At 69.8% G+C, this 19,271-nt stretch carries 19 protein-coding genes; 9 read left to right on the forward strand and 10 right to left on the reverse strand.

What is annotated here, in order from left to right:
* Positions 1-2,003, reverse strand: a 2,003-nt coding sequence (locus tag ACLEQD_RS07735) for a VIT domain-containing protein (protein ID WP_410382888.1), incomplete at its 3' end; no start/stop codon positions are given.
* Between the two features lie 257 nt (positions 2,004-2,260).
* Between ACLEQD_RS07735 and tam the strand changes: the two genes are divergently transcribed.
* Positions 2,261-3,037, forward strand: coding sequence for a trans-aconitate 2-methyltransferase (tam, locus tag ACLEQD_RS07740; RefSeq protein ID WP_410382889.1), 777 nt, complete (start codon positions 2,261-2,263; stop codon positions 3,035-3,037).
* A gap of 24 nt (positions 3,038-3,061) precedes the next feature.
* Here tam and ACLEQD_RS07745 read toward each other — a convergent pair whose 3' ends face one another.
* The gene (locus ACLEQD_RS07745; protein ID WP_410382890.1) at positions 3,062-4,696 is read right to left on the reverse strand and encodes a lipase family protein; all 1,635 of its coding nucleotides are present in this window, start codon (positions 4,694-4,696) and stop codon (positions 3,062-3,064) included.
* Positions 4,697-5,358: 662 nt separating this feature from the next.
* Here ACLEQD_RS07745 and ACLEQD_RS07750 point away from each other — a divergent pair.
* Both ACLEQD_RS07750 and ACLEQD_RS07755 read left to right on the forward strand, forming a co-directional pair.
* Complete coding sequence (locus ACLEQD_RS07750) at positions 5,359-6,384, forward strand: peptidoglycan-binding domain-containing protein (protein WP_410382891.1); 1,026 nt, start codon at positions 5,359-5,361, stop codon at positions 6,382-6,384.
* A gap of 105 nt (positions 6,385-6,489) precedes the next feature.
* Positions 6,490-7,854, forward strand: a complete 1,365-nt coding sequence (locus ACLEQD_RS07755; RefSeq protein WP_410382892.1) for a hypothetical protein — start codon at positions 6,490-6,492, stop codon at positions 7,852-7,854.
* Positions 7,855-8,251: 397 nt separating this feature from the next.
* Here ACLEQD_RS07755 and ACLEQD_RS07760 read toward each other — a convergent pair whose 3' ends face one another.
* From ACLEQD_RS07760 to ACLEQD_RS07775, 4 genes are read right to left on the reverse strand one after another with little or no spacing between them, the layout of a single operon-like run.
* Positions 8,252-9,070, reverse strand: coding sequence for an alpha/beta fold hydrolase (locus tag ACLEQD_RS07760; RefSeq protein ID WP_410382893.1), 819 nt, complete (start codon positions 9,068-9,070; stop codon positions 8,252-8,254).
* Positions 9,067-9,672: a TetR/AcrR family transcriptional regulator gene (locus tag ACLEQD_RS07765; RefSeq protein ID WP_410382894.1), complete on the reverse strand. Its 606-nt coding sequence runs from the start codon at positions 9,670-9,672 to the stop codon at positions 9,067-9,069. Before ACLEQD_RS07765 ends, ACLEQD_RS07760 begins: the two co-directional genes overlap by 4 nt.
* 27 nt (positions 9,673-9,699) lie before the next feature.
* Positions 9,700-10,113, reverse strand: a complete 414-nt coding sequence (locus ACLEQD_RS07770; protein ID WP_410382895.1) for a hypothetical protein — start codon at positions 10,111-10,113, stop codon at positions 9,700-9,702.
* A gap of 60 nt (positions 10,114-10,173) precedes the next feature.
* Positions 10,174-10,593 (reverse strand): MarR family winged helix-turn-helix transcriptional regulator, encoded by a 420-nt coding sequence (locus tag ACLEQD_RS07775; RefSeq protein WP_410382896.1) that lies wholly within the window; start codon positions 10,591-10,593, stop codon positions 10,174-10,176.
* 141 nt (positions 10,594-10,734) lie between these two features.
* Between ACLEQD_RS07775 and ACLEQD_RS07780 the strand changes: the two genes are divergently transcribed.
* Positions 10,735-12,729, forward strand: coding sequence for a S8 family serine peptidase (locus tag ACLEQD_RS07780; RefSeq protein WP_410382897.1), 1,995 nt, complete (start codon positions 10,735-10,737; stop codon positions 12,727-12,729).
* A gap of 189 nt (positions 12,730-12,918) precedes the next feature.
* On the forward strand, positions 12,919-13,311 hold the full coding sequence (locus ACLEQD_RS07785) for a RidA family protein (RefSeq protein ID WP_410382898.1): 393 nt from the start codon (positions 12,919-12,921) through the stop codon (positions 13,309-13,311).
* Between the two features lie 238 nt (positions 13,312-13,549).
* Here ACLEQD_RS07785 and ACLEQD_RS07790 read toward each other — a convergent pair whose 3' ends face one another.
* On the reverse strand, positions 13,550-13,708 hold the full coding sequence (locus tag ACLEQD_RS07790) for a hypothetical protein (RefSeq protein WP_410382899.1): 159 nt from the start codon (positions 13,706-13,708) through the stop codon (positions 13,550-13,552).
* A gap of 109 nt (positions 13,709-13,817) precedes the next feature.
* On the opposite strand from ACLEQD_RS07790, the gene ACLEQD_RS07795 reads away from it, so the two are divergent.
* Complete coding sequence (locus tag ACLEQD_RS07795; protein WP_410382900.1) at positions 13,818-14,006, forward strand: hypothetical protein; 189 nt, start codon at positions 13,818-13,820, stop codon at positions 14,004-14,006.
* 28 nt (positions 14,007-14,034) lie between these two features.
* Positions 14,035-14,376, forward strand: coding sequence for a hypothetical protein (locus tag ACLEQD_RS07800; RefSeq protein WP_410382901.1), 342 nt, complete (start codon positions 14,035-14,037; stop codon positions 14,374-14,376).
* 55 nt (positions 14,377-14,431) lie between these two features.
* On the opposite strand, the gene ACLEQD_RS07805 is transcribed toward ACLEQD_RS07800, so the two are convergent.
* Complete coding sequence (locus ACLEQD_RS07805; RefSeq protein ID WP_410382902.1) at positions 14,432-15,382, reverse strand: alpha/beta hydrolase family protein; 951 nt, start codon at positions 15,380-15,382, stop codon at positions 14,432-14,434.
* Positions 15,383-15,504: 122 nt separating this feature from the next.
* Here ACLEQD_RS07805 and ACLEQD_RS07810 point away from each other — a divergent pair, with 122 nt between their 5' ends.
* Positions 15,505-16,251: a helix-turn-helix domain-containing protein gene (locus ACLEQD_RS07810; protein ID WP_410382912.1), complete on the forward strand. Its 747-nt coding sequence runs from the start codon at positions 15,505-15,507 to the stop codon at positions 16,249-16,251.
* Positions 16,252-16,626: 375 nt separating this feature from the next.
* Positions 16,627-17,325: a hypothetical protein gene (locus tag ACLEQD_RS07815; RefSeq protein ID WP_410382903.1), complete on the forward strand. Its 699-nt coding sequence runs from the start codon at positions 16,627-16,629 to the stop codon at positions 17,323-17,325.
* 112 nt (positions 17,326-17,437) lie between these two features.
* Here ACLEQD_RS07815 and ACLEQD_RS07820 read toward each other — a convergent pair whose 3' ends face one another.
* On the reverse strand, positions 17,438-18,406 hold the full coding sequence (locus ACLEQD_RS07820; protein ID WP_410382904.1) for a hypothetical protein: 969 nt from the start codon (positions 18,404-18,406) through the stop codon (positions 17,438-17,440).
* Positions 18,403-19,254, reverse strand: coding sequence for a hypothetical protein (locus tag ACLEQD_RS07825; protein ID WP_410382905.1), 852 nt, complete (start codon positions 19,252-19,254; stop codon positions 18,403-18,405). Before ACLEQD_RS07825 ends, ACLEQD_RS07820 begins: the two co-directional genes overlap by 4 nt.
* Between the last annotated feature and the right edge of the window lie 17 nt (positions 19,255-19,271).

Below are 19,271 nucleotides of genomic sequence, written 5' to 3' on the forward strand. Positions count from 1 at the left end.
CCGGGGAAGACGAGCCGCGGCCGGCCCGCCACCACCAGGTCCTTCACGTCCGCGCCCACCACGGCCACGCGGGCCAGCACCACGGACGCCGCGCGGTGCGCCTTCGCCGCGGCCTCCACCTCCGCCGCGGACAGGACGCTCACGACGCGCCCCCCGCTGGAGCGCGCCAGCGCGTCGAAGAGCTCCGTGTTCACCGCCGCCTCGCCAAAGCGGTACGTCACCCAGCGCAGCGACTCCACCGACGGGTGCCGGGAGAGCAGCGCGTCCACGCGGCTCTGCCCCCAGGTGATGTTGCCGTCGGAGAGCAGGAAGGCCGTCACGCGCTCCCCGGGAGCGGCGGGCTTGAGCCATTCACGCCCGGCCCGGTCCAGCTCCTCCAGCGCGCCGTCCACGTGGGACGCGCCCTCCAGGAAGACATGCTCCAGCTCCGCGAAGCTCGCCTGCCGGTGGGCGGCGTCGTTCGGGCGGAAGCCCGGCCCGTGCAGCCAGCGGGGGCGCACGTCGAAGAGGAGCACCGCGTACTCCTTCAACGTCGCGTCCTTCTCCAGGAGGGCGCGCAGCGTGGCCGCCTGGATGGCCCACGCGTTGCCGTCCTCGGAGGACAGCGAGGTGTCCACCACCAGCACCGCGCGGCCCGTGGGAGGGCCCTCCGCGCCGGAGGTGAGCCGGCCCGGCAGCCGCACCCGCGCGTGGAAGGCGCGGCCCGGGAGTCCCGCGTTGTCCGCCCCCACCAGCACGTCCGCGTCCTCGCCGCGAGGCTTCAGGGCCAGGCCCAGCGCGCCGTCCCCCGTGAGCTTCGGGAAGTCGTAGACCTGCCACGCGCCCACCGTGCGGGCCTTCGCGCCCGAGTCCGGCTGCACCGTGACCTCCGGCGCCTGACGCGGATCCACGTGGACGCGAGCGGTGACGCGCAGCTCCTTGCCCGCGCCCGGAGGCAGCGGCCACGTGTAGCGCAGGCGGGTGCCGTCGAAGAGGAGCGTCTGCTCGTAGGCGATGACGACGCGCTTGAGCGACTTCGGAGGCAGGGGGAAGACGCGGGCGCTGAAGGTGGACGCGCCCGACCATTCGAGCAGCGCGGGGTCCACGTTGCGGCGCACGACGTCCTCGTACACCTCCCGTGCGCGCTTCTGCTCCACGACGCGGGCCTCCTGGATGTCGCCCCAGGAGCGCTTCGACCCACGGGCCGCCGGAGGCGCGGAGGCGGCGAGCCGCTCCGACTCCGTTGAATCGTCGCCAAGCGGCGGCAGCAGGTCCGGCGACTGGAACAGCGAGGGCGTGTCCACCGTCACCGAGCCCGAGTACAGTGCGAAGCCGGCCACCGTCGCGCCGCCGGGCAGCGGGTAATAGAACGTGCCTTCGAGGCTGCGGCCGGTGTCGTTCTCGAAGAGGTGGTCGACCACGGTGCGCGCGCGCGAGCCCTGGATGTACGTGACGACGCGCACGGCGCGGGCCTTGAGGGGCTGGTAGCGGCCGTCGTCGCTCATCACCAGCACCTTGGCGGCGCGAGGAGCGGCCTCCACGCGAGGCAGCACGGGCACGGGAGCCTCCGGCCCGGCGGAGCCACCGCCGCCGCCCTTGAAGTTCGGGAGGGCCGAGCGGACGCGCTGGGCCGCCCTGGGAGGCGGCGCCGCGAGCGGGCCGCCCAGGACTCCCCCGAGGACACCTCCCACCACGCCGCCCGCCACCCCACCGGGCTCCGCCGCGGGAGGCGCTCCCGCGGAGCGCTGCGCTTCGAGCCGGGCACGGTCCTCGCGAACACTGTTCTCGCGACGTGCCATGGCCTCGTCCAGCTCGGCGTCCATCACCTCCGCCTCCCCCAACCCGGGAGCGTCGGTGGCGCTCCTGGGCGCGGGGGTCGCGGCCTCTGGTTCAGGCGCGGCCCTCGACGTGAGCTTTTGCAGCTCCGCTTCGGAGAGCACCTGCGGATCCGCCACGGAGTCGCGCAGCGCCGCGAGGTCCACCTCGCCCGTGTCCGGTTGTCCCGCGGCGGTGACGGGTGCCACCAGTCCCGCCTGGATGAAGGACGCCGGAGCCTTGACGGGAGCTTCGGCCGGCGCGGCGGCCCCGGGCGGAGGAGCGTCCGGGTCCCGTTTGCAGCCCGAGGCGAGAAGCCCCATCAGCAACACGACGGCGGAAACGCGGAGGAGTCGCATGCGCCGGGACGCTACTCCATCCGCCCCTGGCCAGCGCGCGACAGCCAGGACATGGACCGCCCATGACGCGGCCATGACGCAGTAGCTTCCCGGCCGAGGAGATGCCCATGGACTGGTCAGCGGCGCAGTACACGCGATTCGAAGACGAGCGGAACCGTCCCATCCGTGACCTGCTGGCCCGGATTCCCACGTCCGAGGTGAAGCGCGCGGCGGACCTCGGCTGCGGCCCCGGCAACTCCACGGAGCTGCTGCGCGCCCGCTTCCCACAAGCGGCCGTCACTGGAATGGACAGCTCGCTGGACATGCTGGCCGCCGCGCGCCAGCGGCTGCCGGACGTCCGGTTCGAACAGGGAGACATCGCGACCTGGAGCGACCCGGGCCCCTACGACGTCATCCTGGCGAACGCGGTGCTGCAATGGGTGCCAGACCCTTCCGCCGTCATGCCCGCGCTCCTGAGCAAGCTGGAGACGGGCGGAAGCCTCGCCGTGCAGATGCCGGACAACCTGGACGAGCCGTCGCACCGGCTGATGCGGGAGACCGCCAGCGCGGGCCCGTGGGCCGGCAAGCTGGGGTCCGCCGCGGACGCACGGACGGTCCGCCATGAGGCCGACTGGTACTTCCGCACGCTGCGCGACGCCGGGGCCACGGTGGACGTCTGGCGCACGACCTACTTCCACCCGCTGACCGGAGGCGCCGGCGCGGTGGTGGAGTGGTTCAAGGGCTCGGGGCTCCGGCCCTTCCTCGAACCGCTCGATGCGGGAGAGAAGGCTGACTTCCTCAATCGCTATCAGGCTGGGATTGCCAGGGCCTACCCTGCCCTGCCGGATGGAACGGTCCTGCTGCCCTTCCCCCGGCTGTTCATCGTCGCGACGCGCGTCACATGATGTCGAGCCCGTACTGGGCCGCGGTCAGGTACTGGAGCATGACGAAGTAGACGCTGGAGGTGGCCTTGTGACCGGAGGCTCCTGGTAGGACTTGATCATCTCGTTGCGCAGCTCCCGCAGCTGGTCCTTGTTCTGCTTGCGGTTCTCCGTGAAGGGATTGCTCAGCTCCGCGACGAGTTCACAGGCACTGGCGAAGGCGTCGAAGGAGCCGCCGTCCGTTTCCTCCAGGACCGCGTAGTCGTCCTTCTTCTTCCCGCTGCCCTTGACCACGTCCGCCCAGAGCTGCGCGCGCACCCGCGCCCGCTCTTCCGAGACACTGTTGATGAGCGCGATCTTCAGATGCTGCGCGAGCGCATCCACGCCCGGCCGCACCGACATCCCCCACATGCCCGTCGGGTTGAAGTCGAACGTGGGCCAGAAGCCCGGATCCGCCGGCAGGCGCGTTCCGGTCTCCCTCCGGACGAGCGCGACGAGGCCTGCTCGCACCTCCTCGGGCTCATGCGCGTCCGGGAAGGCCTTGGTGCAGTCCTTGAGGGGAATCTCCGTCCCCAGATGGGTGGAGGTCGTGAGCGGATGGGTGAGGGTCCCCACCACCGAGTTCACGGCCGTCACCGCGGAGAGGTTCACCTTCTTGCTGTTGTGCACGGCGTCGTGCGGCGAGAAGTGGTGGAACACCTGCGGCTCCCCGCCAAGGTGCAGCGTGAGCAACTCCTTCGCCTTCGCGCCGAGCACGACGGGCGGAGCGGAGAGCGCGTAACAGGAGACCTGCACCCGGCTGCGGATCTTCGCGTAGACCTTCTCCAGCAGCTCGCCCCCCACCAGGTCCAGATAGGCGCACTGCGCGAGCGCGCCCCCCAGGCTGTGGCCGGTGAAGAGGATCTCCTTGGGAATCCGGCCGTGCATCGCCTCCAGGCAGGCCGCGGCCAGCGACTCCTGACTGCTCTCGTAGGCGTACCAGAAGCCGGCGGAGAGCGTCGCGTTGCTGAACCGGCCGACCCGGACCTCCTTCAGGTGGTTCATGTCCGTGACCCAGTCCGGGCTCCCCGTGCTCTTGACCAGCGCCTGCCCCAGGGCACGTCCACCGCTGCCGCTCCGGCTCCCGCGAAAGACCACCACCAGCCGCGAGTGCTCGGGGTCGTAGATGGCGGCCCCCAGCCAGCTGGGCCAGCCCGCCTTCGGGTGCGTCTGGGTCATCCCCGTCTTGCCCTGGAAATAGCAGCACCGCTTCGAGCCGGTCGCCTGGGAGTGCTCGCGGCCCAGCAGCGTCTGCTCCCCGAAGAAGTCCTGGACCTTGATGAGGATGTCCTCGCCCTCCAGGTCCACGCCCTTGGAGAAGGAGATGGAGCGGTCGAGCTCCCTCGGATGGAAGAGGATGTACGGCGAGTCGCCGGTGCCACCCCGGTACACGACCCCGTGCGTGGGGTCTGGCGGAGTCGTCAGGTCGTATTCGATGGGGTCGAACTTGTGGACGTGCGCTTCGCTGCCGCGCAGCTTGTGCACCCGGGCCAGCACCCGGTCCCGCGCGCCCTGCCACAGCCCGGCCCCGTGGGATTCGTAGAACGGATCCATCGGGTAGACACAGCTCTGGGCGTACGCCTTGTAGGCGAAGCGGCAGTACTCCAGCATCTCCAGCGCCGTCTCGGCATTGGGGTGGGGCACGGGGTGACTCCTGGGAGCGAGCGTCGGAAGTCGAGGATCAAACTGTCGACTTCGATACAGAGTCAAGGTGCGCCCGGAGCGCGGCACCCACCGCGTCAGGCGCTTCCATCCACGGGCCTTCGTGGGAGATGGAGCGCGCGAAGCCCCAGGTGCCCATCCGCGACGCCCGGTCGGGAAACCGTGACAGGAAGGACTGGTGCAGCTCGCGCGTCAGCTTCGTGCGGCGTCCCCAGGAAGTGCTCCAGGGGCAGCTTCTGGTCCATCAGCGTCCACGGGGTCCGCAGCCCGTCATGGCGGTGCCGCATGGCCGGAGGACGAACGCTGGACGGGCACGCGGAAATGCAACCGGAAAACCCGGGGTGCGTCCTCCAGGACAGGCGCACGCGCTCTTCCCATTTTTCCCAGGTTTCCATGTCCGTCACCCGCGCAGGCCCCCCCTGTGGCCCCCATGCTGACCGTTTCCCCCCCTGAGGCGCCGGCGCGGCTCGCCAATGCCAGACAGATGTGAGGCCCGGTTTTTCAGGGCCGTGTCTTTTCAACTTCCTGGGTTGCCGCTCGAGGACTGGGGGGAGGCGTGTGCCCGTGGGGGTGCGCCTTTCACTGGAGGGCTGCTGCCTGGGACTTCAACGGAGATCATGATGCGCACGAGGATGCAGGGACGGATGTCTTCTGGTGGCGGGCTCGTTGCCGGACTGCTGGCGGCGGTGCTGGCGGCGGGCTGTGGCGCGGGTGAGGACCTCGGGGACATGCCAGTGGACGGGCCGACGGATACGCCGGTCAGCGAGGTGGAGCAGGCGGTGTCGGGGCTGTCCTGGCCGGTGCTGCGCCAGGGCAACAGCGGCCGTGACCTGGTGACGGCCCAGTACCTGCTGCGGCACAACGGCCGGACGCTGAGCGTCAACGGCTCGTTCGACAGCGCGACCTACTCGGCGGCGCTGGCCTTCCAGCAGTCCAAGGGGCTGCTGGCCGATGGCATCATCGGCCCCGCCACCTGGGAGGCGCTCATCGTCCCCGTGTCCCAAAACAACTCGAACAACGCGGTGCGCGCGGTGCAGGACCAACTGCGCAACCGCTACAGCTACACCGCTGTCACCGTGGACGGCGTCTTCGGCGCGAGCACGAACACGGCGGTGCGCGACTTCCAGACGAAGAAGTGCCTGAGTCCCGTGGACGGCATCGTGGGGTTGAACACCTGGAACGCCCTGGTGGCGCAGACGACGCGCTGTGGCACCAGCAGCAGCGCCACCGCGCAGAGCCTCCTCAACTCCCACAACGCCAGCACCATCACCCTGTGGGACCAGACCTTCGGCCGCTTCGACGGCGCGGATCCCCTCAACAACATCAAGGACGCGGCCGCCGGCCGGGCGTCGAAGACGAGCTGCTACGGCAACGCGCCCTGCACCACCGTCTTCCTCACCAGCAACCTGCTCAATGGCATGAACAGCCTCATCACCAGCCGCAACTACCGCTACTTCGTCACCGCCATCTCCGGCGCCGACCACAGCGTCGGCTCGCTGCATTTCCAGGGGCGCGCCTTCGACGTGGACGAGGTGAACGGCGTGCGCATCTCCGGGGACAGCGCGACGGCACGCGGCTTCATGGACGCGTGCCGCGCCCTGGGCGCCATCGAGGTGCTCGGCCCCAACAATGACCCCGGCCACTTCGACCACATCCACTGCGGCTGGTAGGCGCCCTCGCCACGGATTGCCATGCGGTCTCCCCGGCCCTGCTGGCGCATGCCCAGGCACCAGCCGGATGAAACAGTATTTCAACTCAACAAAGGATGGCTTGTCTTGAAAATGATTGATCTCCGGCCGTGCATGCAGGGCCTCGCGGGTGCGGTGACCTTCTGCCTGGGAGTGGCGGGCTGTGGCGCTGGGGGTGACGTGCCCCCCGAGGCCACGCTCGCGAGCGTGGAGTCCGCGTCCACCTCCGCCGGCACAGGAGGTCTGCCCACGCTGTCGCAGCTTCAGCCGCTGGCGCAGGACTCCACCCAGCCGGGAAGAATCCTCATCTCCAGCAACAACCCGGAGACCATCACCTCCAACGGCCTGCTCTTCAGCACCCAGTTCACGCCGGGCATCAAGCGCGGTGACACCGCCAGCTACGGCTACACGGTGAACGCCCCCGCGGCGACGCTCGTGCGCAGCAACGCGCTGGACCCGTCCTGCCCCGCGGGCGCGGTGAAGGACGTTGGCGTGTACATCGCGCACATCCACGCCAGCAATGGCTACGTGGCCGTGGGCGTCACGCCGACGGCGAGCGGCACCATCGAGGTGGCCGGAGACCTGGCGTTCGGCGCCTGGACGACCCGCGACCCGAACTTCGTGTCCAACAAGGTCACGCAGGACTACTTCTTCACCGCTGGCGGCCCGGCCAAGGTCAACGTGGCGGTCAGCGCGAACACGTACAAGCAGCTCGACGTAGCGGGCGGCGGGGGCGGCTACATCGACGGTCGCCTGAACCTGCGCTCGACCGTGTGCTTCTACGTCCACACCATCGCCCAGGCGTCAGCCGCCGCGCCCGCCGCGGTGCCCTCCACCTGGGCCAAGGGCAACGTCGCCTGGGAGGGGTGGTTCAACGGCACCGGCTACGGCCGTGGCGCGGGCGTGTACTCGGGTGACAAGGTCGTCGGCAGCCAGTCCTTCTCTCTGCCCGGCGCCGGCTTCGCCCGTGGCTACATCGCCGCCAACAGCACGCAGGCCTACGGCGCGAAGTTCTATTACGCGGACTCGGCGCCGGTGAACTTCGGCAGCTACGGCAACTTCTATGACCAGACCTTCACCGTGACGAACAGCGCGGCCAGCGGCTGCATGAACGTGCGCGCCGAGTTCGTCAGCTACGCCGGCACGGGTGCCAATGACCGGCCGACCTACAGCGTGTACAACGCCATGAGCTCCGTGCCGAGCGTCTACTGGAACGGCCCGCTCCGGTACATTCCCTCCGGCAGCACCAGCTTCTCGCCGGTGGAAGACGTCATCGTGTACGCCAGCAAGAACTTCAGCACGCCGAGCGCCATCGTCCCGACGATGCGCCACGGCATCGAGGTGCGCCGCGTGAACGCAGGGGCGTCCACGACGTTCCGCATCCAGTTGGGCGTGCCGGGCCTCATCTCCTCGCCGGGCGCGTTCGTCTTCACCAGCGAGAGCTGTAGCTGACACCGGCCCCCTGGCACGGGGTGCTGCCTCCGGCACGACCCAGGAGGCAGCACTCCAGGCCCCCCGCGAGGTTGCCGAAGCAGCGGGGAGCGACGGGGGCCGGAGCTGGACGGCCGCCTGCGCCGCTCCACCGCAGGGAGCCGAGCACGCAGCGGCGGCGCGGAGATGGCTTGGGATGGGGTCGAACTCGTGGACGTGCGCCTCGCTGCCGCGCAGCTTGTGCACCCGGTCTCGCGCGCCCTGCCACCGCCCGGCCCCGTGGGATTCGTAGAACGGATCCATCGGGTAGACGCAGCTCTGGGCGTATGCCTTGTGGGCGAAGCGGCAGTACTCCAGCAGCTCCAGCGCCGTCTCGGCATTGGGGTGACTGCTGGGAGCGAGCGTCGGAAGCCGGGGCTCAACCTGTCGCCTTCGACACAGGGTCAAGGTGCGCCCGGAGCGCGGCACCCACCGCGTCAGGCGCCTCCAGCTGCGGGAAGTGCCCCACGTCCTCCAGCTCCAGCACGCGCGCCCGGGGCAGGGCCTGCTTCCACCGCGACAGGTGCTCGGGCTTCACGACCCGGTCCGCCTTGCCCCAGACGACGAGCGCCGGCACGTCCGCGAGCCGGCCCAGGCCCTTCCCCTGCTCCTCCATCCACGGGCCTTCGTGGGAGATGGAGCGCGCGAAGCCCCAGGTGCCCATCCGCGACGCCCGGTCGGGAAACCGCGACAGGAAGGACTGGTGCAGCTCGCGCGTCAGCTTCGTGCGGCGTCCCCAGGACAGCTTCACCAGCATCCGCGCGGAGAAGTTCCAGGACAGGTACAGCCACCGCATCAACGCGTTGTCGACGTTGGGGCCCTTCAGGTCCCACAGCCAGCTCTGCACCACGGTGAGGCTCAGGACGCGCTCCGGCGCCGCGATGGCGAGCGGCAGCGCGATGGGCCCACCGAAGTCATGCACCACCAGGTGGAACGGCCCCAACGCCAGCGAGTCGACCCACGCGCGCAGGTTCTCCACGTGCCAGGGCAGTGAATAGGTGCGCCAGTCCCCGGGCCGCTCGCTGTCCCCGAAGCCCAGGTGGTCCGGCGCGAGCACGCGGTACGACGGCGTGAGCCGCCGGGCCACGTCCCGCCACTCGTGTGAGGACGAGGGCGTGCCGTGCACCAGCACCACCGGCGTGCCTTGCCCTTCCTCCCACCACGCCATCTCACCGCCGGGGACCTTCAGCCGCTTCATGGGGCGTCCGCCTTTCGCTTGCGAGGAGCGCCGGGCCACCTCCGGGCCATGGCGCGAATCACCTCGGCGGCGGGGTAGCCGCCTTCGTGCTGCAGGTACTGCTGGGTGAGGCCTTCCACGGTGGCGAAGAGCACCCGCGCTTCAAGGCCAGCCTCCGGCACCCCGCGCGCCGCCAGCGCCTTCCTCAGCCGCTGGTGCGTGGCCCCCAGGAAGTGCTCCAGGGGCAGCTTCAGCCGCGCCAGCACCTCCGGCTGGTGCCGCAGGCCCTGGCTCAGCCGCCAGAGGTCCCGGTGCGCCTCCAGCATCGTCACGGTGGACGTGAGCAGGGCCGTGACGAACCCCCGCGCGGTGGGTTCGCGGTCCGCGTCCTCAAGCGTCCGCGCGACGTCCAGCATCGACGACTGCATCAGCGCGAGGAGCACCGCCTCCTTCGACTCGAAGTGCGAATAGAGCAGTCCCACGGCGATGCCCGCCTCCTCGGCGAGCGCGCGCACGCTGGTCCCATCAAAGCCGTGCCGGGAGAAGAGCCGCACCGCGGCCTGGAGCACGCGCTCCCGCGTCTTCTCCCGGAGGGCTGCGTTGGCGTCCGCCGTACGAGGCATGCCCCGCATCTTTGAGTGAACGTTCGCTCAATGTAAAGGGAGCACGTCGGAACCGGGGAGGTGCAGGGGCCGCAGGTCCGGTTCGATGAACCGGCTCCGCGCCTCGGCGCCGGAGAGGACCTCGCGGGAGTAGTAGTCGTCGAGCAGGTCCTTGCGCAGGAAGCATGGGTGCTCGTCGATGAACGCGGCGAAGTCGCGCCCCGGAGCGGCCTCCACCTGCCCGCTGACGAGCCGCGCCCACGCGACCGTCACGGTCTCGTGGTACTTCTCCGGCACCCCAAGCCGGCTTGTCAGCGCCCGCAGTCCCGCGCGGGTGAGCGCGACGGCGGCCTCACCGCCAGCCCTGCGCGTGTAGAGGTAGACCACCCGCACATGGTCCCGGTGGGCGAACCCGCTCACCTCCCCGCGCGAAAACCGCTCCAGGAAAACTTCGTCATCCATGGCCACCTCCCTCTCACTACTACGAAAACGTACTACGCTTTCGTAGCAGAAGGAAGAGACTCAGGAGAGGCCGGTCAGCTGCTTCATCAGCGCGTGGTGGCCCCGGACGGCGTCGCGGCCCGCCTCCGCGAGCCGGGCGTCGAGCCGCGTGAAGGCAGCCTCCGCTTCCTTGCTCAGCACCTCGCCGGGGCCGGTGATGGCGACGAGCAGGGAGCGTCCGTCCTCCGGGTTGCGGGAGCGCCGCACGTAGCCGTGCTTCTCCAGCCGCGACACCAGGCTGGTCGCCGTGGACGCGCCGATGTGCAGCGCGGCCATGACGCCGGTCATCGTCATGGGGCCCGCCGTGAGCACGGACAGGAGCACGGCTTCGCCCGCACCGAGCCCGGTGGCTTCGAGTTCGGCTTCCAACAGCCGCGCCGCCTTGTGTCCGCCGACGAGCAGCCCCGCGGTCAACCCCACCATCGACTTGGATGCAGCCACCGTTCGTCCACCTCCCTGCGACAGCGGACTCTACCCTTCCGCCGTTCCTGGGGCCGCATTGACCGGTTTTTCAAGAAAAGCTAACTACACGGGCTGTGCGAGGGCATCCGTCCCGGTGCCCGCACGTTCCCGTGAGGCCGAATGAAACTGAAACTGACCCAGGCGGTGAGTGCCCTCTCGTTGCTGGCCGCGGCATGCGGCCCGATGCCAGAAGGACAGGAGCCCGACAGCGAGCAGATCGGCCACACGGCGCAGATGATCCGCCGCGCCCGGGCCGTCCCCAACGAGTACATCGTCGTCCTGCGCGACTCCACCCAGGAGGTCCGGCAGCAGGGGGCGGCGAACATCGCCCAGGAGCTGGTGTCCCTGGGCGGGGGCAAGGTGCTGCGGACCTATGAGCACTCCATCCACGGCTTCCTGGCGAACATGAGCGAGGCGGAGGCCCAGCGCCTCCTGTCCGACCCGCGCGTGGCGTACGTGCAGGAGAACGGCCTCATCCACGTGTCGGCGACGCAGACCGGCGCGACCTGGGGCATCGACCGCATCGACCAGCGGGACCTGCCGCGCAACAGCTCCTACACCTACAACGTCGACGGCACCGGCGTGCATGCGTACGTCATCGACACCGGCATCCGGCTGACCCACACGGAGTTCACCGGCCGCCTGGGCAACGGCTACGACTTCATCGACAACGACAGCGACCCCTCGGACTGCCACGGCCACGGCACGCACGTGTCCGGCACGGTGGGCGGCACGACCTGGGGCGTGGCGAAGAAGGTCACCCTCCACGGCGTGCGGGTGCTGGACTGCACGGGTTACGGCAACGACGCGCAGGTCATCGGCGGTATCGACTGGGTGGCGGCCAACCACGTCAAGCCCGCGGTCGCCAACATGAGCCTGGGCGACGTCGGCATCCAGGCCATCGATGACGCGACGGAGCGGTTGATCGCCGCGGGCGTCACGACGGTGGTCGCCGCCGGCAACGACAGCGCCAACGCCTGCAACTACTCGCCGGCCCGCGCGCCCAACGCCATCACCGTGGGCTCCACCACCAGCAGCGACGGCCGCTCGTCGTTCTCCAACTACGGGACGTGCGTGGACCTCTTCGCGCCGGGCTCGAGCATCACCTCCGCCTCGAACTCCGGCAACTCGTCGAGCACCTCGATGAGCGGCACGTCCATGGCCTCGCCGCACGTGGCTGGCGCCGCGGCGCTCTACCTGAGCGCCAACCCCAGCGCGACGCCCGCGCAGGTGCGCGACGCGCTGGTGAACAACGCCACGCCGAACAAGGTCACCAGCCCGGGGACGGGCTCGCCCAACAAGCTGCTGTACACGCTCTTCATCACCGGCGGCGGCGGCAGTGACACCACCCCGCCCACGACGTCCATCACCTCGCCCGCGGGCGGCTCCACGCTGAGCGGCACCGCCACCCTGAGCGCCAGCGCCTCCGACAACGTGGGCGTGTCGCGCGTGGAGTTCTTCGCGGGCACCGCGCTGCTGGGCACGGTGACGGCCGCCCCGTACAGCTTCGCGTGGAACACGACGGCGGTGGCCAACGGCACCTACGCGCTGACCACGAAGGCGTATGACGCGGCCAACAACGTGGGCACGTCGTCCACGGTGTCGGTGACGGTGAACAACGGCACGGGCAGCTGCGCCATCTCCGAGCAGCTCCTGCTCAACCCGGGCTTCGAGAGTGGCAACACGGGCTGGACCGCCTCGTCGGGCGTCATCGACGGCACCACGTCCGGCAGCGCGCCTCGCACGGGCACGTACAAGGCCTACATGAACGGCTACGGCACCACGCACACCGACTTCGCCTACCAGGACGTCACCATCCCCGCCTCTGCGTGCAGCGCCACGCTCACCTTCTGGGCGCGCATCACCACGGCGGAGACGACGACCAGCACGGCCTACGACAAGCTGGCCGTCCAGGTCCGCAACAGCGCGGGCACGGTGCTGGCCACGCTGGCCACGTACAGCAACCTGGACAAGGGCACGGCCTACGTGCAGCGGACGTTCAACCTGGCCGCGTACAAGGGCCAGACCGTCCGCATCTACTTCAACGGCACGGAGGACTCGTCGCTGCAGACGAGCTTCTTCCTGGATGACACCGCGCTGAACATCGTCCGGTAGTCCTCCAGCGGGCCGGGAGCGCCGCGCCCGGAAGCCCAGCAGCCCCGACGGGTTGCTGGGCTTCTTCATTTCGTGCACGAAGCGGGGCCTCTGGAGCCAGCTGAAGAAGCGGACCTGGCGCCGCTCCAGCGTGCGCTCGGGGTGTTGCGCGAGCGCCGTGTAGACTTGAGCCCATCAAAGGAGAAGCCCATGACGTCAGCGAAGCACCAGCCCATCGTCGCGCCTGGACTGCCCAAGCCCGCGGGCCCGTACTCTCCCGGCATGCAGTTGGACCGGCTGCTCTTCATCTCCGGACAGGCGGCCCGGGACCCCTCCACCGGCGTGCAGCCCGAGGGACTCGAAGCGCAGACGGAGCAGGTGCTGCGCAACCTGGAGCGCATCCTCGTGGCTGGCGGCTCCAGCCTTCAGCACGTCCTGCGCTGCGGCGTCTTCCTGGTGGACATGCAGGAGTTCGCCCGGATGAACGCCGTCTACGAGCGCGTCTTCGCCGGGCACCGGCCCGCGCGCACCACCGTGCAGGTGTCCGCGCTCCCCGACGCCGGCCTGCGCGTGGAGATTGATTGCATCGCCTACGTGCCCTGACGTCCGCGAGCGGCTGTCCCCCGACATCGAGGCGCGCCATCGCAAGGTCGCGCTTCACTGGGTAACGGCAATCCTGGGGGACATGGACCGGGGCGCACTGCACGACACAGTCCCGGTCGTCTGCCGTCGCTGGGCTGAGGCATCCCCTCATCTGAATCAGATAAGCCCGAAGGCCTCGCGGAACACGGCGTGCTCGCGTACCAACTGACCCAACCGCTCCACCAGCGGGAGCAGACGTTCATCGCTCATGCGTGGCATGGCCATGAATGAGCAGCAGTCGGCCTCTGCGGTCCGGTGTCTTCACGCGCACCTGCTTGAGGCCCATGCCAGACTCGAGGTCCTTCACGTCTTGGAAGGTCTCCTCGAGGGTGAAGCGGCGGGCGTAGGCGTCCATCAAGGGACCCGGGCTCGGTCGTCGCGCTCGCTCCCGGGACGGCGCGGTGCATTGGACGCACATCACGCCGGGGTATGTCTTTGCAGACATACCTGCCCTGGGCGAGATGCCGGTGGTGGTCTCCAACGCGGGCGATGGCAGCAAGAGCTGGTTGGAGCTGTTGAATGCCCAGACGGGAGCGCTGCTCAAGCGCTTCGACATCGCGGGGCCCACGTATGCCGCGCCCACGGTGGGGCGGAGCCTCATCCTCGTGCATCCCTATTCGGGACAACTGCGCGCCTTCGCCATTCCTGCGCCATGAGTGGAGTGTTAACCGGAGAAAGGGGGCCGTGGCCCACCCGGATTGGCAGCGCTATCCTGGCGAAGCAGTTCAAACCCTCAAATCCGGAGTGCACATGAAGGCGGCAATCATTGCCGGGCTGATGGCGGTCGGACTGCTGGCTGGGTGTGGCGGAACTGAAGTGCCGCCGGACGAGCAGCGGACGCTGGCGACTCGTGAGGATGCGCTCCCCGCTTGTGGCGGCAAGTCATTCACGCGCTCCTATTACTCAGAGCCCGAGATGATCAACGAGGTCGGCGGGTGGGAGTGCAGCTGCGGAAGCAGCTCAGCGTATGTCTGGGGAAGGACCACGGCCTACCACCAGGACTACGGCGTGACCTACTGCTTCTGACGCAACGGACAGCTGCGCGCCTTCGCCATTCCAGCGCAGTGAGGAGCCCCGGGGGCTACTGTTTGGATTCGACCCGTCCGAGCGGCTGGGCCGCGCGCGTCAGCGCGTCCTGGGCTTCCTGCCAGGCGGGGTCTCCGGGATGGAGCGCGGTGCGGAGGTAGGCCCAGGTGAGGCGCTGGACGGCGGCCACCCGCTCGGGGCTCTCATCCGTGGTCTCGGCGACGTCATAGCCGGAGACGCCGCCCAGGCCGTGCCCCGCGTCGAACAGGGTGACCAGGGACTTGGGGCCTGGGGAGAGGAAGTAGGGATCGGCGTGCCAGCTGGCGCCTGCGACCGTCAGGTGGGGAGAGTCGTCCTTGTCGCCAGCGACCACGAGCGCGGGCGTCGTCATCGTGGAGAAGTCGATGGTCGAGAAGAAGGGGTAGTGCTCGGCCGCGAACGCGCTGAGGGCATCGCCCCTGCCGGGCGCGGCGAGCAGCACGCCCGCCTTGATCCGGGGCTCGGAGAGGTTCACTTCCGCTGCGTCGTGCGAAGCCTTGTGCCGCGCGCCCAGCAGCAGGCTCGCGGTGTGCCCGCCCAGCGAGTGCCCCATGACGGCCACCCTGCTCCGGTCCAAGCGCCCGGCGAGCCCGATGACGGCACGCTCAATCACGTCGAGCTGGTCGAGGATGCGCGTCATGTCCTGGGCCCGCGAACGCCAGAACAGCGGCGCATCCGGGACGTCCGGGCCGAGGCTGAGCGTCCTGGAGTCCAGATGCGTGGGCTGGATGACGACGAAGCCGTGTGCCGCCAGGAAGTTGGCGAGCGGGGCGTAGCCGTTCAATGACGAGAGGTGGTTGGAGCGGCCGTGACCGTGCGAGAGCAGGACGATGGGCAGCTCGCTTCCGTTCACGGGCGCGGAGACCCGCACCTGGAGCTCGACGGCGCGGCCGGGGGCTGGCAGCACGATGGGACTGATTGAGAGGACTTGCGTGGGAGGGGTGGCCGCGGAGGTCGGCTTGTTCATGCTCGCCTTCGTACCTCCCGCCGCTGTTCTGCGATTGGAAGGACCGGACATTTCCATCGCTCCGTCCGCGCCGGCTTGAACGGATGCAGTGGCCGCGCGAGAGTCCGAGCGTGCCGCTCACGATGGACTCCGCCGCCTCGACGTTCTCGCTTGCCCGCTTCGTCGAAGACGTTCGCGCGCTCGTGCCAGTCGCTGGAAACACACGTCATGAACGGCTGCCCGACGGGAGAACGACGCTTGTCTTTCGAGTGCTCGAGGAGGGCCGCAAGGGGGATGTGTGCGTCGCGGGCCCGCGGACGCGGGCGCTGTTCAAGGACGCCCCCGGCGTCGTGCGGGCGGTCATCCTCCAGTTCAAGCCAGGCTGGTCGGCGCCGCTCCTGGGCGTGGCAGCGAACGCGCTGACGGATCAGATCATCCCGCTGGAAGACCTCTGGGGCCGTCCGGGCGGCGACCTCCGCCACGAGCTCCTCGCGGCGCGGAGCCTGCCGGAGGTGTTCGACCGGCTCTCCCACGCGATTGCCCTGAGGACCCGCCAGACCTTCGAACCGGCGTCGGCACGGCTCGCCCGCCGCGCGGTCCGCCTGCTTGAAGGAGACGCGGTCCGGGTGGAGGGCGTGGCGGAGCAGCTGGGCGTCACGGCGCGGCACCTTCGCCGCGTCTTCACGGAGCACATCGGCATCGGGCCGAAGGACTATGCGCGGACCGTTCGCCTGCAGCGCGCCGTGCGGATGGCGGCGACCTCGAAGGACTGGAGGCGCATCGCCGTGGACGCGGGCTATTACGACCAGGCGCATCTCATCGCGGACTTCCGGGAGCTCGTCGGGCTCACCCCAGGCGCCTTCCTGAAGTCCCCTGAGCGCGGACGCTGAGGTTCCAGCCACGCCGAGGCCCGCGGGTCTGGAACAGGCCCGCGGACGGCGGACCGGAAACCGGAAACCGGAGCCCACGGGCCATGCGGCCTCCCTGGCACCCACGCTCCCCCTCAATCGTGTCCCCTCTTATCCTAGGGTCCGTCCTCGGCGCTTACCCGCCCCCCACCGCTCCCCCAGGTCCTGACCATGATGCGCCCGCGATTCGCAGCCCTCGCCCTGCTCCCGCTCGTCTCCGCCTGTTCCTCCCCTGAGTGCACGGACACAGGTGACTGTGCGTCCCGAGGCCCCGACATCGTCTGCGTCGAAGAGCGCTGCGTTCAGGCCTCCTCGTCAGACGCGGGGACACGGGACGCAGGCGCGGAGGACTCGGGCGTGGACACCGGCACTCCCGACGCGGGCATTCCGGATGCCGGCGCCTCGGATGCAGGCCCCCTGGATGGCGGTGGGCCCCCTCCGGAAGCCTCGCTCCGCATCACCGAGATCAACCCCGACGCCCCGCAGGACCTCATCGAGCTGGTGGCCGTCACCGGCGGGACGCTGACTGGCATCTCCCTCCAGGAGCTCACCAACTCCGATTTCGCCTTCACCTTCCCCCAGGGCTACACGGTGGAGGCGGGCGCCGTGCTGGTGCTTCACCTGGGCGGCTCCTGCACCGACGCTCCCGGCAACCCGGCCTCCTGTGGACAGACCTCGCCCTTCAGCGCCAGTGCCTGGGACTTCAGCATGACTGGCTCGCTGAGCTACTCCGGCAAGGTGTTCGAGCTGCTGTCGTCGAAGGGCGCGCCTGTCGACGGCGTCCCCTTCGTCCGAGCCTCCGGGGAGATGCCCGCCAACCTCGTCGCCGCCGTCCAGCGCTTGCAAGCGGACCGCGTCTGGGATGCCACGCCCTGCGTGCACGACCTCGGCACGGGGCTCGCGCGCGACCGCTACTGCCGCAACATCGCCGTGAACTGGTCCGACCTCAACGCGAGCTCCAGCATCGTGCGCATCAATGGCACCTCGCCGCTGACGACCCCGGGAACCCAGACGCAATGGAGCGGCCCCCTTCCTTCGCGCTGGGGCTCCTACTAGCGGCTCCGGGTCGTGCCTCCCGCTGGGGAGCACGCGAATCCGCTGGGCGCATCCATGAAAACGGCGGCCTCCCCTGGGGAAGGCCGCCGCTCTCACTGCGTCAGGCTTCGGACTACTGCGCGGTGGTGATGGTGCCCACCGCCACGTTGATGACCTGCAGCGAGCCGGAAGCCGGCAGCGCGTGCGCCTTGAGGACGTTCAGCGGCACCACGGAGCCGGCCGGCGTCTGGGCGGTGGCATTCACGGTCAGCGCCACGGACAGCAGCGCGCCGTTGTACACGTGCGCCGGAGCCCCCTTCTGGTACACGCCCACGCTGAGCGTGCTGCCCTTCACAGCCGACTTGAGCAACCGGGGCGCGGCGCCCAGGTCGTAGCCACCGTTGGCCACGTACTCGGAGCCGTCCACGGTGGACCAGGACGCGGTGGTCCCATCCAGCGCCAGCGTCAGGTCCGCGCCGCGGCCGGACTGGCCCGCGGGGCCCACCAGGTCCAGCACCAGCGTGTTCCCCGAGGACAGGCTGGCGTTGCGAACCAGGCGCCAGCCCGTACCCGTGGGGTCCACGTACTTCACCGTGCCGGCGACGGGCACGGTGATGACGGCGGTGTCCTTGCTCGACGCATCCGCCACGCTGGTGGCCGTCACGGTGTACGTGCCCGGCTTGTTCGGCGCGGTGTACACGCCGGCGCTGGTGACGGTGCCGTTGGCCGAACCGCCCTCGACGGCCCAGGTCACCGCGACGACGGAGGTGCCCGTGACCTCGGCCGAGAGATTGACGGCGGCGCCCTGATCCACGGTGGCCGTCTTCGGAGTGACACTCACCACCACCGTCGGGACGACGACGGGTTCCACGGTGAGGGTGGCCGAGTCGGACTTCGACGGGTCCGCCACGCTGGTGGCCGTCACGGTGAACGTGCCCACGCGGCGCGGCGCCCGGTACACGCCCGTGCTGCTGACGGTGCCGTTTTCGTCACCACCCTCCACGGCCCACTGCACCGCGAGGTTGTTGGTGCCGGTGACCTGCGCGGACAGGGAGAAGGAGGCATCCTGCGCCACCGTGCCCGTCTTCGGAGAGACCGTCACCGCCACGCCTCGACGACGACAGGCTCCACCGCGATGGAGGCGGAGGCCTTCTTCGCCGGGTCCGCCACGCTGGTGGCCGTCACGGTGAACGTGCCCGTCTTGTCCGGCGCGCGGTACACGCCCGTGCTGCTGACGTAGCCGTTCGCGTCGCCACCCTCCACGGACCACAGCACCGCGAGGTTGTTGGTGCCGGTGACCTCGGCCGTCAGCTGGACGGTGCCACCCCAGGTGGTGCTGCCCGACGTGGGGCTCACCGCCACCTTCACCTCCCCGACGACGACGGGCTCCACCGTGATGGACGCGGAGGCCTTCTTCGTCGCATCCGCCACGCTGGTGGCCGTCACGGTGAACGTGCCGGCCCTGTCCGGCGCGCGGTACACGCCCGTGCTGCTGACGATGCCGTTCTCGTCGCCCCCCTCCACCGACCACTGCACGGCGGTGATGGAGGAACCGGAGACCTCCGCCGTGAGGGTCGTGGCGGTCCCCTGCCCGATGGTCGCCACCTCCGGCGTCACCTTCACGATGACCGTCGGCGTCTGGACCGCCTCCACCTTGACGGTGGCCGAGTCCTTCTTCGAGGTGTCCACCGCGTTGGTGGCCACCACGGTGTACGTGCCGGCCTCGGCCGGCGCGGTGTAGACGCCCGAGCTGCTGATGGTGCCGTGGGAGTCGCCTCCCTCCACCGACCAGAGCACGCGCGGGTCCTTCGCGTCCTTCACCGAGGCGCTGAGGGTCGTCTTCTCACCGGCCTTCACCGTCACGGTCTTCGGAGTCACCGTCACCGGCCCCGAGTCGGGGTCGGTGCAGGCCGCCAGCGCCCCAATCAGGAGCGGAACAATGAGCTTCATCCACGTTTTCATGGGGG

The sequence above is a fragment of the Corallococcus sp. 4LFB genome (assembly GCF_046520365.1).
Taxonomy (GTDB): Bacteria; Myxococcota; Myxococcia; order Myxococcales; family Myxococcaceae; genus Corallococcus; species Corallococcus caeni.

Bases quoted from the DNA above. Each gene is read 5' to 3' on its own strand.
- tam (WP_410382889.1), top strand. From the start codon at position 2,261: ATGGACTGGTCAGCGGCGCAGTACACGCGATTCGAAGACGAGCGGAAC.
- ACLEQD_RS07750 (WP_410382891.1), top strand. From the start codon at position 5,359: ATGTCTTCTGGTGGCGGGCTCGTTGCCGGACTGCTGGCGGCGGTGCTG.
- ACLEQD_RS07760 (WP_410382893.1), bottom strand. From the start codon at position 9,070: ATGAAGCGGCTGAAGGTCCCCGGCGGTGAGATGGCGTGGTGGGAGGAA.
- ACLEQD_RS07765 (WP_410382894.1), bottom strand. From the start codon at position 9,672: ATGCCTCGTACGGCGGACGCCAACGCAGCCCTCCGGGAGAAGACGCGG.
- ACLEQD_RS07770 (WP_410382895.1), bottom strand. From the start codon at position 10,113: ATGGATGACGAAGTTTTCCTGGAGCGGTTTTCGCGCGGGGAGGTGAGC.
- ACLEQD_RS07780 (WP_410382897.1), top strand. From the start codon at position 10,735: ATGAAACTGAAACTGACCCAGGCGGTGAGTGCCCTCTCGTTGCTGGCC.
- ACLEQD_RS07785 (WP_410382898.1), top strand. From the start codon at position 12,919: ATGACGTCAGCGAAGCACCAGCCCATCGTCGCGCCTGGACTGCCCAAG.
- ACLEQD_RS07805 (WP_410382902.1), bottom strand. From the start codon at position 15,382: ATGAACAAGCCGACCTCCGCGGCCACCCCTCCCACGCAAGTCCTCTCA.
- ACLEQD_RS07810 (WP_410382912.1), top strand. From the start codon at position 15,505: ATGGACTCCGCCGCCTCGACGTTCTCGCTTGCCCGCTTCGTCGAAGAC.
- ACLEQD_RS07825 (WP_410382905.1), bottom strand. From the start codon at position 19,254: ATGAAGCTCATTGTTCCGCTCCTGATTGGGGCGCTGGCGGCCTGCACC.